15 protein-coding genes are annotated in these 15,859 nt (G+C 35.5%); 7 read left to right on the forward strand and 8 right to left on the reverse strand.

What is annotated here, in order from left to right; all coding sequences use genetic code 11:
• Nucleotides 1-193: 193 nt before the first annotated feature.
• Entirely contained in the window at nt 194-655 is a 462-nt protein-coding gene (locus tag VNJ50_RS00870) for a hypothetical protein (RefSeq protein WP_325578137.1), read from the reverse strand.
• 206 nt (nt 656-861) lie between these two features.
• Here VNJ50_RS00870 and VNJ50_RS00875 point away from each other — a divergent pair, with 206 nt between their 5' ends.
• The 3 genes from VNJ50_RS00875 to VNJ50_RS00885 all read left to right on the forward strand — a co-directional run bounded on the left by VNJ50_RS00875 (nt 862) and on the right by VNJ50_RS00885 (nt 5,200).
• A complete protein-coding gene (locus VNJ50_RS00875; RefSeq protein WP_325578139.1) occupies nt 862-1,743 on the forward strand; it encodes an alpha/beta hydrolase in 882 nt (293 codons plus the stop codon).
• A gap of 126 nt (nt 1,744-1,869) precedes the next feature.
• Nucleotides 1,870-2,889: a LacI family DNA-binding transcriptional regulator gene (locus VNJ50_RS00880; RefSeq protein ID WP_325578141.1), complete on the forward strand. Its 1,020-nt coding sequence runs from the start codon at nt 1,870-1,872 to the stop codon at nt 2,887-2,889.
• 49 nt (nt 2,890-2,938) lie between these two features.
• Nucleotides 2,939-5,200 carry a TonB-dependent receptor gene (locus VNJ50_RS00885; protein ID WP_325578143.1) on the forward strand — a complete coding sequence of 754 codons (2,262 nt, stop codon included), beginning with the start codon at nt 2,939-2,941 and terminating at the stop codon, nt 5,198-5,200.
• Nucleotides 5,201-5,361: 161 nt separating this feature from the next.
• On the opposite strand, the gene dnaN is transcribed toward VNJ50_RS00885, so the two are convergent.
• The 6 genes from dnaN to VNJ50_RS00915 all read right to left on the reverse strand — a co-directional run bounded on the left by dnaN (nt 5,362) and on the right by VNJ50_RS00915 (nt 10,972).
• Nucleotides 5,362-6,480 (reverse strand): DNA polymerase III subunit beta, encoded by a 1,119-nt coding sequence (gene dnaN, locus VNJ50_RS00890; RefSeq protein WP_325578145.1) that lies wholly within the window; start codon nt 6,478-6,480, stop codon nt 5,362-5,364.
• 262 nt (nt 6,481-6,742) lie between these two features.
• Nucleotides 6,743-8,413: a gliding motility-associated ABC transporter substrate-binding protein GldG gene (gldG, locus tag VNJ50_RS00895; protein ID WP_325578147.1), complete on the reverse strand. Its 1,671-nt coding sequence runs from the start codon at nt 8,411-8,413 to the stop codon at nt 6,743-6,745.
• Entirely contained in the window at nt 8,400-8,894 is a 495-nt protein-coding gene (locus VNJ50_RS00900; protein WP_325578149.1) for a hypothetical protein, read from the reverse strand. Before VNJ50_RS00900 ends, gldG begins: the two co-directional genes overlap by 14 nt.
• Before the next feature lie 3 nt (nt 8,895-8,897).
• Complete coding sequence (gene gldF, locus VNJ50_RS00905) at nt 8,898-9,608, reverse strand: gliding motility-associated ABC transporter permease subunit GldF (protein ID WP_325578151.1); 711 nt, start codon at nt 9,606-9,608, stop codon at nt 8,898-8,900.
• Nucleotides 9,609-9,627: 19 nt separating this feature from the next.
• A complete protein-coding gene (locus VNJ50_RS00910) occupies nt 9,628-9,924 on the reverse strand; it encodes an antibiotic biosynthesis monooxygenase family protein (protein WP_325578153.1) in 297 nt (98 codons plus the stop codon).
• A 214-nt stretch (nt 9,925-10,138) separates the two neighbouring features.
• Nucleotides 10,139-10,972, reverse strand: coding sequence for an SAM-dependent chlorinase/fluorinase (locus tag VNJ50_RS00915; protein ID WP_325578155.1), 834 nt, complete (start codon nt 10,970-10,972; stop codon nt 10,139-10,141).
• 211 nt (nt 10,973-11,183) lie between these two features.
• Here VNJ50_RS00915 and VNJ50_RS00920 point away from each other — a divergent pair, with 211 nt between their 5' ends.
• The 3 genes from VNJ50_RS00920 (at nt 11,184) to VNJ50_RS00930 (ending at nt 14,129) form a co-directional block, all read left to right on the forward strand.
• Nucleotides 11,184-12,137, forward strand: a complete 954-nt coding sequence (locus VNJ50_RS00920) for a PhoH family protein (RefSeq protein ID WP_325578158.1) — start codon at nt 11,184-11,186, stop codon at nt 12,135-12,137.
• 418 nt (nt 12,138-12,555) lie between these two features.
• Nucleotides 12,556-13,062, forward strand: coding sequence for a hypothetical protein (locus VNJ50_RS00925; protein WP_325578160.1), 507 nt, complete (start codon nt 12,556-12,558; stop codon nt 13,060-13,062).
• A 113-nt stretch (nt 13,063-13,175) separates the two neighbouring features.
• Nucleotides 13,176-14,129, forward strand: a complete 954-nt coding sequence (locus VNJ50_RS00930; protein ID WP_325578162.1) for a phosphoribosylaminoimidazolesuccinocarboxamide synthase — start codon at nt 13,176-13,178, stop codon at nt 14,127-14,129.
• Here VNJ50_RS00930 and VNJ50_RS00935 read toward each other — a convergent pair.
• Nucleotides 14,126-15,244: a heparan-alpha-glucosaminide N-acetyltransferase domain-containing protein gene (locus tag VNJ50_RS00935; RefSeq protein WP_325578164.1), complete on the reverse strand. Its 1,119-nt coding sequence runs from the start codon at nt 15,242-15,244 to the stop codon at nt 14,126-14,128. The genes VNJ50_RS00930 and VNJ50_RS00935 overlap by 4 nt on opposite strands.
• A 143-nt stretch (nt 15,245-15,387) precedes the next feature.
• Here VNJ50_RS00935 and VNJ50_RS00940 point away from each other — a divergent pair.
• Nucleotides 15,388-15,859 (forward strand): alanine:cation symporter family protein (locus VNJ50_RS00940; RefSeq protein ID WP_325578166.1); only part of this gene is annotated, 472 nt, incomplete at its 3' end.

Here is a 15,859-nt window from a genome sequence, read left to right on the forward strand (position 1 = left end):
TAAAACAATTGAAGCGCATATCAAAGGCAACTTAGAAAAGAAATACCTGTAAAGTAAATGTTTCTTTAAGATTTAAACAGAGCTTATCATTTACAGATTTTGAGAAGATTATAAAAATCCCCGATAGATTTAAATTATCGGGGATTTTGAATTTTAAAAAGTGATTAGGATGTCTATTTAGGGGCATCTATCATTACAAATTTTGTTCTATTATTTTTTTTAAGTTGGATTTTATAAGATTTTTTATAAGATTGATCGGTGTTATAAGTGGTGTAGCACCATGTTTTATGAAATTCCCATCCCGGATAAGTTTTGGCCAATTCATAGCCAATTTGGTAAGTTCAATAAAACCAATTGCACGAAACCAATTGCCCGAATGCAGGTAGGCATCCATGATAAAGGTGGGGCGGTCTTTTATAATGGGCAACAGGTCCAAACGTTGGAAATGTTGTGAGAGATAGGTTTCCAATTGTTGCTCAGAAAAAGAAGTGCGACTGTAGGTTTTTATGGCATCTTCAGGAAAGGATTTTGCCATTTCGGCACTCAGTTGTTGATAGCGGTTATAGGCCTCATCACTGGTCAGAAGTTCTTGGGAAATCAAACCCCAATGGCAAAAAACAAAAATAATGAAATAAAGACGACCTAAGTTTTTCAAGTTAGAATTTGGTCTTTTGTTATTAAAACCTTTCAAAGATACTGAATATCGTATTGTTAAGAGTTTTTTGTATGTCAAAAATTACCGTATAATGACACATAACGGTTTAATTTAACAGCATAATTGTAAATAGATATAAAAGCTAAAAAAAATTAGCAAGAAAAAAATAAGTCAAGTATTTTCGTGCAAAATAGATTTATGAATCCATGCGAAAATTAATTTTTTACAGTTTTTTATTTTATGTTTCAACGGTATTTTCCCAGATTGAAGTGGCCACTTATACCTACGCGATTAAAGGAGAAGACACGCTTAAACTTGATGTTTATACACCAAAAAAGTTGAAAAAACAAGATTCACTTCCTGTATTGCTATATATGCATGGCGGCGGATTTGCTGTTGGAAACAGAGACTATCCCAGTGAAGTGAAATTGGCGCAATTGGCTGCAGAAAAAGGTTATTTAGGGATTTCTATGTCTTACCGACTAACCCGTAAAGGCCAGAAAACCGGCTTTGGATGCGATTGCCCAAAAGCAGAAAAATTGGCAACATTTAAAAGTGCTGCGATGGATTTTATGGATGCCGCAAAATTTATTTACGACAATCATGCGTTGCTTGGTGCAGATGTTAATAAAATTATTGCTGGTGGCAGTAGTGCAGGAGCAGAGGGCATGCTCAACGCCGTGTTTATGCGGGAATATTTTGTTGAAGACTTGAAAATTTATGAAAACATCAAATTTGCGGGAGTATTTTCATTGGCTGGGGCCATGGTCAACGCTGATTATATTACGGTAGATAATGCCATACCTTCAGTTTTTTTTCATGGTACGGACGATCATTTAGTACCTTTTGCCAGTGCCGCACACCATCAGTGTAAACCAGCAAAAAAAGGCTATTTGATATTGGATGGTTCATCGGTGATTGTTGACAAATTATCAGAATTCGAAATACCTTATTATTTTCAAAAAGTAGTTGGTGGAAAACATGAATCATCGTCCATTCCATTTGATCAATTAGATAGAGTCTTTCATTTTTTTGACCAAACTATATTTAACAACGAGATAATACAAACGGTGCGAATTGTAAAGTGAATTTAAACGCGGTTGCTGTTTGTGTTTTTTGATTTTTACCGTTATCAATAAACTTTAAATATTGTTTTTTTTGTTTAAAAAGAACGTACTTTTAGCATTCGCACTCTTTTTTAAATTTAATGACACATGGTAACACTAAAGCAGTTAGCTGAGCAATTAAATGTTTCAGTATCAACGGTTTCAAAAGCATTGCACAATAGCGACGAAATCAGTAAAGAAACAATCCAAAGGGTAAAGGAATTGGCTAAACATCTCAATTATCAACCCAATAAGATGGCGTTGAGCCTAAAAAGCAGCAAAACCAAAACTTTGGGTGTGATTATCCCGAACATTCTGAATCATTTTTTTGCAAAGGCACTTTATGCCATTGAAATGGAAGCTTCAAAACAAGGTTACAATATAATTACCTGTGTTTCTAACGAATCGCTTTCCAAAGAAAAAAACAGTATTCGCTTATTGTCTAACGGTAGTGTAGATGGTTTTATCATGTCGATTGCCGAAGAGACCCAAAAAAAGGATCTCACAGAGCATGTTGAGGTTTTGCTAAAACAAAATATTCCCATTGTTTTATTTGATCGTGTTGCCGATCATATTACTTGTGACAAAGTAATTATTGACGATTTTGGTGCGGCGTATGAAGCTACCAAGCATTTGTTGGGAGAAGGTCGAAAACAGATTGTTTTGATTAGTAATATTCACGAATTGAGTGTCGGGAAACTGAGGGTCAATGGTTATCTAAAAGCCTTATCGGAAGCGAAGGACTATAAAATTGAGCCGGTTATAATTTCGGTAACTAAAGATGATTGTTTAGAAGATGTGATTGACCAACTTTTTACTACAAACAGTACTACGGACGGAATTTTGTCCATTGATAATATTTCGGGGGTTGTGGCACTTCATAAAGCACTGAAAAAAGGATATGACGTTCCAAAAGATCTTTCTATTATTGGTTTTTCAGATGATAATGTATTGCCTTTTACCGAACCTAAGTTGTCAACCATATCACAGCATACTTTTGATATTGGACAAACTGCAGTGAAATTGCTAATTGATAGATTGAATAAAAAATCGCCCGAAACCGCAATTATTGAAACCATAAAAACCAAGTTGGTTTTAAGAGAAACTACCAAACCACTTCGTATTTAGACCTGTTGACTCTGTAAACATCATGAGATTTTTAAGTTTGCAAATGGCTATGATTTTCATAACCGTTTTTTTTAATCAACTTCGGGCGCAAGACTATATTGGATTAGTGCAATCTGTTGATGGTACGCCTATTGCTGGAGTTTTGATAACATTTGAGAATGAAGTTATAGCAAAAACTAATGCCAAAGGGCAATTTTCGCTTTCCGAAAAAATACAGTTTCCAATTCATTTATCCTTTAAACATGCCGATTATCAATCTAAAAATCAGCTGTTTCATGAAATAAATCAGGTGTTTTTTCTTCGGAAATCATCAGATATTGAAGAATTGGATCAAATTACGGTATTAGCATCGTCCGATGTCAAAAAAACGGTAATTCTTCCCATAAGTCAAGTAACTTCCAAAGCTTTAGAACAGCAAACACCGGTAACTCTTGTGGATGCGATGAACAAAATCCCAGGTGTTAATATTCAAAGTGGTGCTATTAATACCAATCGGATTACGATACGAGGCGTGGGATCGCGCACACTTTACGGAACCAATAAAATAAAGGCTTATTTTAATGATATTCCTATTACAAATGGCATTGGCGAAACTGTTTTGGATATTTATGATGTTGAGGATTTGCAGTCCATTGAAATTATCAAAGGCCCGAAAGCTTCTTTATACGGCACTAGCTTTGGAGGTATCATCTTATTAACTTCCAAAAAACCTGAAAACCAAGGGTTTTCAACTCAAAATAGCAGTACGATTGGTTCCTTTGGATTGTTTAAAAATCGGTTTGCCGTGGGGTTTTCGGACGAAAAATTTAGCCTTCACTTTAATTATGGCCATTTGGAAATGGATGGTTTTAGGGAGAATAGTGCTTATCAAATTAATTCCTATGTGCTCAATTCGACTCATAAATTTGATGAAAAAACGAGTATTTCATTATTGTTCAACCATTCCAATTACCTCGCGCAATTACCAAGCTCAATCGGGAAAACCGATTTTTTGGAAAACCCAAAAAAAGCAGCATTCACTTGGTTAATGGCCAAAGGTTATAAAAAAGACAAACAACTTTTGGCGGGTATTAACGTTAAACATAAATTCTCCGATTATTTTGAAAATAATACCAGTGTGTTTTATTCCTATTCCGATCATTATGAACCACGGCCGTTTAATATTTTGGACGAATTTACCAATGGATATGGTTTACGAAGTGTATTTACCAAAACCTTTAATTTTTTAGGTCGAAACGCCAAATGGAATTTTGGTACCGAACTTTTTAAAGATGAGTACCAATGGAAAACGATTGAAAACAAATACCAATCCAATAATGGAAAAGGATCTTTGGAAGGTATGTTATTGAGTAAAAACAGTGAAAAGCGAACCCACAGCAATTTTTTTTCAGATATCACACTGTCCTTATTAGAAAAGTTGAATCTTCAACTTGGAATAAACTTTAATGATACGTCTTATCATTTTAAAGATGAGTTTAATGCTGAAACCCAAAATACAAGTGCATCACTAAATTTTGATCCGCTTATCGCGCCAAATCTCAATTTGACTTATCAAATCCTTCCCAATCTGCAAGTTTTTGCCAATGCAAGTTATGGCTTTAATTTCCCGAGTTTGGAAGAAGCGTTAACTCCTGAAGGCGTTGTAAATCCTGAGATCAGCCCAGAAAAGGGATTTCATTATGAAATTGGAACAGAGTTGTATTTCTTAAATAGACGTGGTCATCTATTGACATCATATTATATTTTGGATATCAAGGATTTGTTGGTGGCGCAAAGGGTAGGAGAGGATCAATATATTGGTAGAAACGCTGGTAGGACTTTACATAAAGGTGTGGAATTTTCTACAGATTATAAATTTATTTTGTCTTCTAATGTTAACCTAACACCGTTTATGAATGCGTCTTTTAATTGGCATCGGTTTAGGGATTTTGTGAATGAAGACATAGATTATTCGGGAAATGAGCTTACAGGAGTTCCGGATATGGTATTTAATTATGGTTTTGCATTAACTGTGGATAAATTTTCTCTTTTTGCCAATCAGTCGTATTTTGGTAAAATGCCAATGAATGATGCCAATAGTTTGTACAGTGATGCGTACAATTTATTGAATTTGAAACTTGATTATTCCACGCAACTTTTTAAAATATTGAATATCAAATTCAATTTCGGAATCAATAATGTTTTTGATACGCATTATGCCTCTTCCATTTTGATTAATGCCACAGGATTTAATAATGTGGAACCAAGGTATTATTATCCAGGAAATCCCCGGAATTATTATGGCGGAATTGTGTTGAATTATTTGTTTTAGGTGGTTAGCATTTCCGCTAATCCCGATAGCTATCGCCGGGAATCTACATGAAAAAACTAAGCAAAACGCCTACTTGATAAAATAGGCGTTTATGATAAAAATATTGTTTTATTCTTTGTTGGATTTCTTCCCGATAACTGTCGGGATTACCAGGAATTTTGTTAACTATTGAGCATAACCGGCATGACCAACATGGTGACATGTTCGCCTTCATCCAGTCCGTCAATAGGTGTCAAAATTCCGGCGCGGTTTGGTAAACTCATTTCCAATTGTACTTCGTCTGCACCAAGATTGTTCAACATTTCTGTCAAGAAACGCGAGTTAAATCCTATTTGCATGTCATCACCTTGGTAATCACAAGTTAGGCGTTCTTCGGCCTTGTTGCTGTAATCAATATCTTCTGCAGAAATATTCAATTCGGCACCAGCAATTTTTAAACGTATTTGATGTGTGGTTTTATTTGAGAAAATACTGACACGTCTTACGGAGTTTAAAAATTGTGTTCTATTGATAGTCAGTTTATTCGGGTTTTCTTTAGGGATTACCGCTTCGTAATTAGGGTATTTGCCATCAATCAATCGGCATAAAAGTACGGAGTTGTCGAAGGTGAACTTAGCGTTAGAATCATTATACTCAATGGTAACCATGTCCTCGTATCCAGCTAGAATTCCTTTTAAAAGGTTCAAAGGTTTTTTAGGCATAATAAATTCGGCGACTTGATCGGCAGTGACATCCTCACGCATATATTTAACCAATTTATGCGCATCGGTAGCTACAAATGTTAAGCCTTCGGTCGAAAACTGAAAAAATACGCCACTCATTACTGGCCGCAAATCGTCATTTCCTGCTGCAAAAATGGTCTTGCTAATGGCCGTTGCCAAAATATCTCCCATTACCGATGTTGTACTAGGATTATCAAGTGCCAATGCTTTTGGGAATTCATTGCCATCTACATAAGCTAATGCATATTTACCGTGGCTCGAACTGATCTCGACCGTATTATTGTCTTCAACCACAAAAGTTAAAGGTTGTTCAGGAAATGTTTTAAGGGTATCCAAAAGTAATCGCGCAGGCAAAGCAATGCTTCCTGTACTTGTACTTTCTACATCTATAATTGATGACATTGTGGTTTCGAGGTCGCTTGCAGAAACGGTAAGTTGCGAATCATTCAATTCGAACAAAAAGTTATCCAGAATAGGCAAGGTGTTCGAACTATTGATCACACCGCCCAATACTTGTAGTTGTTTGAGCAAATAGGTACTTGATACGATAAACTTCATGTGATTGTTTATTTTGTATGTTATATTATTAAGCAGAGCAAATATATTTGATTAAACTGATACTACTGAATCTTAGTTATACAATTTTATCAACAGTCTTCGTGCTTCTGTATGTGTTTTAAGACCTTCTGTTTGTGGCAATGGCTTGTAATTGCGTATAAAATAATGTCTATTTTTTAAGGCTTTTAAACTTAGAAAACGGATTTTAAAAAACAATAACTTCAAAAATGACTATTATAAGCCTCTAAAGATACTCAATTATTTAGGCATATTTTTTACGTCTTATATAATTGAATATTACACCAAAAACAGCTAAAAACGCAAGTGGCAAAGCAATGGTTAACAGTTGCCATTGGGCTTTGTTGTCGTTTATTTTTTGTTCATCCAAAAATGCAATACTGATATTTTTGGTGCGAATGTCCAATAAGCCGTCGTCGTTTAATAAATAATTGACGGCATTTAACAAAAACTCTTTATTTCCAAAACTCTGGCCGGTCCAACGGTCAAAACCTAATTCTTGTGGTTGATTTCTAACAACGTCGTTTTTGATAATATCGCCATCCGAAATGATGATCATTTTGGTTTTGGTGCTGCTGTCTTTATTGCCATCGATTTTAAAAGGTTTGATCCGATCTTTATAAACCGATGTAAACTGGCCTTCCAATAATACGCCTAAATTTTGTGGACCTTTTGTATAAGTTGAAGGATCAGGCTCTTCGGTAACAACTTCCAACGAAATTTCTACAGGTACACCTTGAAGTTTGGTGAGATTTGAACTTTGTAATAAAATCGTTTTTTGAACATCGTTTTTTAAAGTATCCATAGGGTTGGCAAAATCGAATTTTACCAAATTCAAATTGCTTGTAATCGGATGTTCAGGATTTCCTGCTGCCAATGGCGAATATGGCCAACGTAATGGTTGAAACTGTGAATTACTGCCTTCGCCCATAGCAATGGTTATGGGCGCCGAGTACATATCATTCACGATTAACGGATTGATACGAACGCCATATTTAAAGAAAAAATCATTCAGATTAAGATCGTTCATCAGCGCAATGCCACGACCTTCATCGTTATAAAGACTGTCTTTGTCCATGAGCACACTTTCGGTAAGCCATAAGCTTTTTCCACCGTTCATGGTAAATTGGTCCAATACAAGTTTTTCGTTTTCAGAGAATGCTTCTGTTGGTTTTGCCGAAATAATAAGATCAAACTCATTGAGTTTTTTTAGGGTGCTTTCAGGATTTGTAGCAACGCTATCCAAGGTAAAAGGTGCGATAAAGTAAAGTTCTTTGACCGTTTGTAGAAAATCTGCCAAATAAATATCTTCAAGTTGACCATTGCCTTTCAAAATGGCTATTTTTTTACTTTTTTGAGCCACTAATTTCTGAAAACCTTCGGCAAACGCATATTCCAGATGCTGAATGGAATTGCTCACCAGTTCTTGCTGTGTACTTCCAATTCTATTTTTAATCAACGGAATTTTAACGGTTTCGTCATTATAACTGGCCAATGCCCAAGGGAAAATTAACTCTTGAGAAGCTTTTCCGCTGTTGTTAACACTGAGTTGTAATGGATCTAATCCGCGTTGAATGAGTTGTTCAATATTATGATCGCGTGATTTTTCATCTTCCAACGGATCGATGAAATTGAACTTGATCTGAGGATTATCTAAGGCAAATTCTTCTAATAACTGTTGGGTTTCGTTTCTTAGCCGTTTAAATTCCGAAGGGAAATTTCCTTCTAAAAACACATCCACAATTAAAGGTGATTTGACATCCTTAACGATATTTAAAGCTGACTGTGATAAGGTATAGCGCTGATCTTGTGTAAGGTCATAGCGTTTGTAAATCTTAGTGCCTATCCAATTTAAGGCCATAAGTCCAATCAGCAGAAATGCAATCTTAATAGCGTTTGATTTATTTTTTATCATTGGAATAGAGCTCTAATTGAAAGGTATTGACTTTACTGACTTTATCATTTTCAAAAATGATTTGCATAGCTTCCGATTTGGTATTAAAAGCACCCGGATGGATACCAATGCCATAATTCCAGCTGTTTTGGTCATAATCATCTTTGGCGTCATCCCAAGTTAACCATTCATAAGTTCCTAAAAGTTCAATTATTGTCGATTTTGACAAACCTATCAAAGTATCTGTTTCTTGAATGTTATCATACATTTCATATCTAAAACTAGGTTGTTTATGCCAGGTTTTTGAGTTGAAATACTTTTGATGGTGGTAATTGCTAAAAATATTGATGAGCGGATAAAACGCATAGAAATATATAAACGGTGTCAAAATAAGACTCAACGGAATGGTGATCCACTTGCGGTCGTCAATGGTATTTACAAATAAAAACACCAGTACGAAGACGATAATGAGAAAAATAACAAAAATAGGAGTGATGATCATATATTACTTTTTTTGAATATTGAATTGTGTTAAGGCAATAAAAAGAACTGAAATACTTACAAAATAAAGTAAATCACGCGTATCCAAAACGCCCCTGCTAATACTGTTGTAATGGGCTTCCATACCAAATTGCTCGATGGGCAAAGCACTTATATTGGAAAGTCCTTCAAATCCAAAATAAAAGAAAAAGCACAAAAAAACGGCAATTAAAAAAGCAACAATCTGATTGTCAGAAAGGGTAGAAGCAAAAAGACCTATGGCGGCATACGCTGCAGCCAAAAATAACAGTCCAAGATAGGAGCCAATAATGCTTCCGTAATCTAAAATATTGCCATTGAGTTTTAAGCTGTCAATAGCAGAAATATAAATTAGGGTTGGCAATAACGCAAGGACAATCAATAGGAGGGCTCCAAAATATTTGCCCAACACAATTTGTAAATACGAAATGGGTTTGGTGACTAAAAGTTCCAAGGTGCCTTGCTTTTTTTCATCGGCAAAACTTCGCATCGTTACTGCCGGTACCAGAAAAATAAAAATCCATGGTGCTAAAAGGAAAAAGGGTGTCATATCGGCAAAACCACTTTCCAAAATATTAAAATCACCATTAAACAGCCAAACAAAAAGACCGTTAAGGATTAAAAATAACGCTATGACCAAATAGCCAATAGGTGAGGCAAAAAAAGTATTGATTTCTTTTTTAAGAATCGCAAACATAAATTTAAGTTCTTTAGTTTTAGTTAAGTGTTGTCAATTTGTCCACACTCCAAGCTTCGGGTTTGGCATTAAAGCCTTGTTTTGTCTTTGCCCATACGCTTTTGAAAAGATCTGAATTACGGTAGTTTTCCAAATCCGATTCGTTTTTCCAATAACTATAGGTGAAAAACAGGTTGGTTTTTTGTTTGTCCCTATAAAGTTCTAAAAATTCACAACCAGGAAAATTACGGATCAAATGTTTCTTGCCATCAAAATAAGTTAAAAATTCTTCAACTTTAGAAGGTTCAAAACTCATTTTTACAATTCTTACGAACATGGTTATTTGTTTTAGTTGTCGGTTTGTTTGTGATTTGTCGTTTTAATCCCCAATCGTTAATCTTCACCTGTCATCGGTGTTTCAGGTTTAAAGTTTAAAGTTTCAGTTGTGTGATTTTTCATCAATCGTTATTCTCTAATCCCCAATCCCTAATCCCTAATTCCTAATCTTCAACCGTCATCGGTCATCCGTCTTCAGCCATCCGTCATTTGCTTTATTTCAAAAAATTCACCGTCACGGTGTCTCGCGTGTTCAGTCCCATTAATTTGGAGGCACTTCCTACCGATGCAAGATCACTTTTATAAATGGCAATTTCCAAATAATTGGACGAATTAAAAACCACTAAGCCACGGCCTTCATCTTGTCGCAATTCTTCGGGAATATCAAAATTAACAATATCGCTATACCTTTCGTAAATCTCCTTAAATTTATAATTCCTGGCGGATACTTCAAATGCACGTCCTTTCTGTATTTGCTCAAAAAACTTTCGTTTGATATTGGTCACCACATTTCCGTAATTATCAATATAAATGACATTGCCAATAATTTGCGTTTGGTCGTCATTCACAAAAGGATTTAAATTTTTGATGGGTTTTATATCCGAAATGGATTTTCCGATAACTCCAAGTGTACCGCCACGTGCAATATGGCATGCTACTTTAACAAAAACATCGAGCACCGGAAAGTTGCTTTGTATTTTATCGTGAATGTTTATTTCAACAATTTTTTCGGGTGCAATTTCGTTGCAAATCATACTCATAATCCCATTATTGGCACAAATAAAATAATGGTCGTCCAGTTTTACCGCAATATGTTTGTTTTCTGGGTTTAATTCTGAATCAATCCCGATGACATGGATGGATCCTTTAGGAAAACTGCTATAAGCATTTTGGATTATGTACGCCGCTTCCAAAACGTTAAATGGCGAAACAAAATGAGAGATGTCAACAATCTTCACATCTTCCAGTTCACTGTAGATGGCACCTTTTATGGCACCAACAAAATGGTCTTTCTCTCCAAAATCAGTGGTTAATGTTATGATTGCCATATGGTTTTATGAATTCTATTTTTTGTTGGCTCCTTTGATGCGAGTACTTTACAATGCCTTTGAGAAAATATTTATACTTTATCTGTTTTGATGAAACTTTTTGTAGAATATTTCAGTTAGATTTGTAAGGCAGCATCTAAAAAATGAGACTTTTTTAATTTGCACAAAACTAATAAAACTTAAGAGATTAATATATTAAATCCTGTAGCTTTTGAATGAACTTATAATCGAATTGGAAGAAATTGCACCAAAAGAATTTTTTGGAGCCCAAAATGTTAATATTGAACTTCTTAAAAAGTATTTCCCTAAACTTAAAATCGTAGCAAGAGGTAATAAAATTAAAGCTTATGGCGATGTGGATTTGTTGGATGAATTTGATAAACGCATAGCGATGTTGACAGCGCATTTCAATAAATACAATAAGCTTGATGAAAATGCCATAGAAACCGTTTTGACCAGTACACATAGTGATGACTATACAACTTCCGAAAAAAGCCATGAAGTCATTGTACATGGTGTTGGCGGAAAAATCATTAAAGCACAAACGGTCAATCAGCGTAAATTGGTAGAGAGTATGCGGCAGAATGACATGGTCTTTGCCATTGGTCCTGCAGGAACCGGAAAAACTTATACAGGAGTTGCCTTGGCCGTAAAAGCATTAAAGAATAAAGAAGTGAAACGGATTATCCTAACTCGCCCAGCCGTTGAAGCAGGTGAAAACCTAGGATTCCTTCCAGGTGATTTAAAGGAAAAACTCGATCCTTATATGCAGCCGCTTTATGATGCCTTAAGAGATATGATTCCGCCCGAAAAGTTAGCGCAATTTATTGAAAACGGAACCATCCAAATTGCGCCTTTGGCATTTATGCGCGGACGCACCTTGGATAATGCATTTGTCATTTTGGACGAAGGCCAAAACACAACGCACAACCAAATGAAAATGTTCCTCACCAGAATGGGTAAAAATGCCAAGTTTTTATTGACCGGCGATCCGGGGCAAATTGACTTGCCAAGGCGTACCACTTCAGGATTAAAAGAAGCACTTTTGATATTGAAAAATGTTGAAGGCATTGGTATGGTGTTTTTAGACGAAACTGACGTTATTAGACATAAACTGGTCCGAAAAATCATTGAAGCCTATAAAGGAATTGACGGGAATGAATAGAGCGTAGAAGATAGAGGGTGGAAAGTAGTGAAAAACAAGGAAGTTTAGTTTGCACAAGGAATTTGTTTAATCATCTGATTTGAAAGACAGGACTTCGTATCATCAATCAATATAATTTTATTGTTGATGAAATGTTTAAAGAGAATTTTAAGGGCAAAAAACTTAATTAAAAAAGTCGTATATAATAAGCATTTGATACGATAGTAAGATGAAATCGCTTCGGTTGAAGCATTTTTATTAAAAACCCATGCCCTCACAAAGTCCTGGAACGTTAGACCTGACACCCATGTAAATATGTCATAAAAAATAACAATTTAAGGATCAATCTATTGAATGTTTTAAAGTGTTTTGAGCATTTGTAAGTCGATAATGGTATAGATTTTGACTTTAATGATCATTAATTTAAAAAATATTTAAAATGAAAAAGACTATTTTATTATTTGCATTACTTATCGCTGGGACAACATTTGCGCAGGACATTAAAAATGTAAATTCAAAAAACTCTTGGTTTAAAGTGGGTTTGAACGCCGGCGTTCCGATGGGAGATGTTGACGATGTGTCTTCTTTTGCTCTAGGACTGGATTTGAAGGGCCAATATTTGGTAACCCCCCATTTTGGGATTGGATTGACCACAGGTTACAACCATTTTTTTGGCAAAGATGGTTTTGACGATTTCGGAATTGTTCCAGCAGCTGGTTTTGCCAGATATTATTTCAAACCAAAAGGCCTATTTCTTGGTGTGGACTTAGGTTATGGATTCTTGACCAATATTGACAATAATGATGGTGGTCTTTATGTGAACCCGCAAATAGGCTATCATAATCGCGATTGGAATTTTTATGCCTACTATCAAAATACATTTGCCGAAAATGATGTGGACATCCGAGTACTGGGTATCGGTGCCACATATAACTTGAGATTTTAAGCGATTGTTTTAAAAAAAATATGGAGAGCAGTTTTTACTGCTCTTTTTTTTATGAACTAAACCCCAATAGCCCTATTTTTGCAAGGCTTAAAATTTCTAATATTTCTACAAAAATGAATACGATCACAGATACCAATTTTAATTTCCCAGGACAAAAAAGCCTTTATAAAGGTAAAGTCAGAGAGGTTTATAATATTAATGATCATCTTTTGGTCATGATTGCCACCGATCGTTTAAGCGCTTTTGATGTGGTGATGCCTAAAGGAATTCCCTATAAAGGGCAGATCCTGAATCAGATTGCTACCAAGTTCATGGCACAAACAGAAGATTTGGTGCCCAACTGGTTGATTGCTACTCCAGATCCAAACGTAGCGGTAGGACATTTATGTGACCCGTATAAAGTAGAAATGGTTATTAGAGGTTATATGTCCGGCCATGCAGCGCGCGAATATAAAGCTGGAAAACGTGTACTTTGTGGCGTGGCACTTCCTGAAGGTATGAAAGAAAATGATAAGTTTCCGGAACCTATTATTACACCTGCCACTAAGGCCGAAATGGGCGATCATGACGAAGATATTTCCAGAGAAGACATTCTTAAACGCGGTATTGTCAGCGAAGCAGATTATGTGGTATTGGAAGATTATACGCGAAAATTATTTCAAAGAGGGTCTGAAATAGCAGCCAGTAGAGGATTGATTTTGGTGGATACCAAATATGAGTTTGGAAAAACAAAAGATGGTAAAATTGTATTGATTGATGAGATCCACACACCAGATTCGTCACGTTATTTTTATGCAGATGGTTACCAAGAACGCCAAGATAAAGGCGAGCCGCAAAAACAATTATCAAAAGAGTTTGTGAGGCAATGGCTTATTCAAAATAACTTTCAAGGTTTGGAAGGGCAAGTCGTTCCGGAAATGAGTGATGCTTATATTGAAACCGTTTCTGAAAGATATATTGAACTTTATGAAAATATTATGGGCGAACCATTTGTTAAAGCCGATGTCGATCAAATTCAGGAACGTATCAAAATTAACGTAGAACGTTTTCTATCAGAAGGTTATTAATTATCAGGTTTTTTATTTGTTAAAACTTTCCGTTTTATCAATTGGAATGCTTTGCCAAGATTGGAGTAAATAAAATCATTGGTTTTTCCGACATGGAAAACAATGATGCAAACCACGATCATAAATGCAATGGCACCAAAAAAAGCTTCCCAAGGATCTAGGGATTTGTAATAGAAGTGTTTTAGCCCAATACCGGTGAAACTTCCGTAGATAATGATAAAATGGACAATATAGATGTTCAAGGTTTTTTCACCAATTTTGGTGACTATGGATTGTTTCATAAAACGTTCGAGCGCATAGAAAAACGTAAAGTACAAGAGCACATTTCCTAATCTTAAAAAGAGATAATTATAATTTGCCGATCGCTGAAAAAGTTCAATTTCAGTAATATCGTATAGAGCTTGTAAAATAGCAGTTGAGTATAAAAGCAAGACAATACCCAATCCAAAAAATATAGAGACGGTAATTTGTTTAAAGTATTTTTTATGTGAGTATTTAAAAAATAAAGTCGCCATAAATCCTCCAAAAGCTACATAGCCAAACCAAGGCAACATTGTAAAAACCGAACCATTTGACTTACTTAAATAATTGGCAAAAACTAGGGGTACATGATCTAGTTTTAGATTGCGATATAAAGGTTCTGTAAGAAAAATAACACACCCAATACTCAGTAAAACAATTGCTAAAACACTACTGTTTCTTCTGCAAATCAAATACAGCCCAATCAATAGCAACAATGAAAGGCCTATGCATTGCAATACGTCAATGACTAAAAAATAGGTGTCAAAATTTCCTTTCAACCATGAAAAAAAAGGGATTCGAAGTGCATAACCAATCGCAATAAGCATCAACCCGCGCGTGGCACCTTTATAAATACGCTGTTTGTCACTTCCTTTGGCATGCGCCTTTAACAATAAATAGAGGAAGACTAATCCCGAAATCGTAAAAAAAGTAGGTGCGGTTATTCCTCTAAAATAGGACCAAACGGTGTACGCCACATAGGAATCATCTCTGTAGATGGGATTTAGGAGCGTATCCACAAAATGCCCTTGTAGCATCATTAAAATGGCAAATGCCCTGACCGCATCAATAAAATAAATTCGGGTTGCTTTCAATCAAGTTTCTGCTAGAAAATGTAAAGGTAATGTTAAAATTCAAAAATAATGACTTTTAAGATGATTCGTGATTTTTTATCAGACATTCTTGAGGTTTTTAAATCGAAAACTATATCTTTAAAATCGCTAACCAAAATTTTAAAATGGAAACTCTAGATTCAATCTTTCAATCTTATGCTGATTATGCATGGGGATTACCTTTAATAGTATTATTAATTGGAGGTGGTTTATACCTTATAATTCGTTCACATTTTTTGCCCTTTCGGTATCTTTCCCATGCCTTAAATGCTTTGAGAGGTAAGTATGATAATCCTAATGCTCCTGGAGAAATCACACATTTTCAAGCTTTATCCACCGCACTGGCCTCAACCGTTGGTATGGGCAATATTGCTGGTGTAGCTGTAGCCATTCATATTGGCGGACCTGGAGCTATGTTTTGGATGTGGATGAGCGCCATTATTGGGATGTCTACAAAATTCTTTACCTGTACGCTGGCCGTAATGTATAGAGGAAAGGATAGCAATGGCGATATTCAAGGGGGGCCAATGTACTTTATTATGGAGGGTCTTGGGAAATCATGGAAGCCACTTGCTGTGTTTTTTAGTATTTGCGGAC

Origin of the sequence: Gelidibacter sp., assembly GCF_035577925.1 — a bacterium.
Classification (GTDB): Bacteria; Bacteroidota; Bacteroidia; order Flavobacteriales; family Flavobacteriaceae; genus Gelidibacter.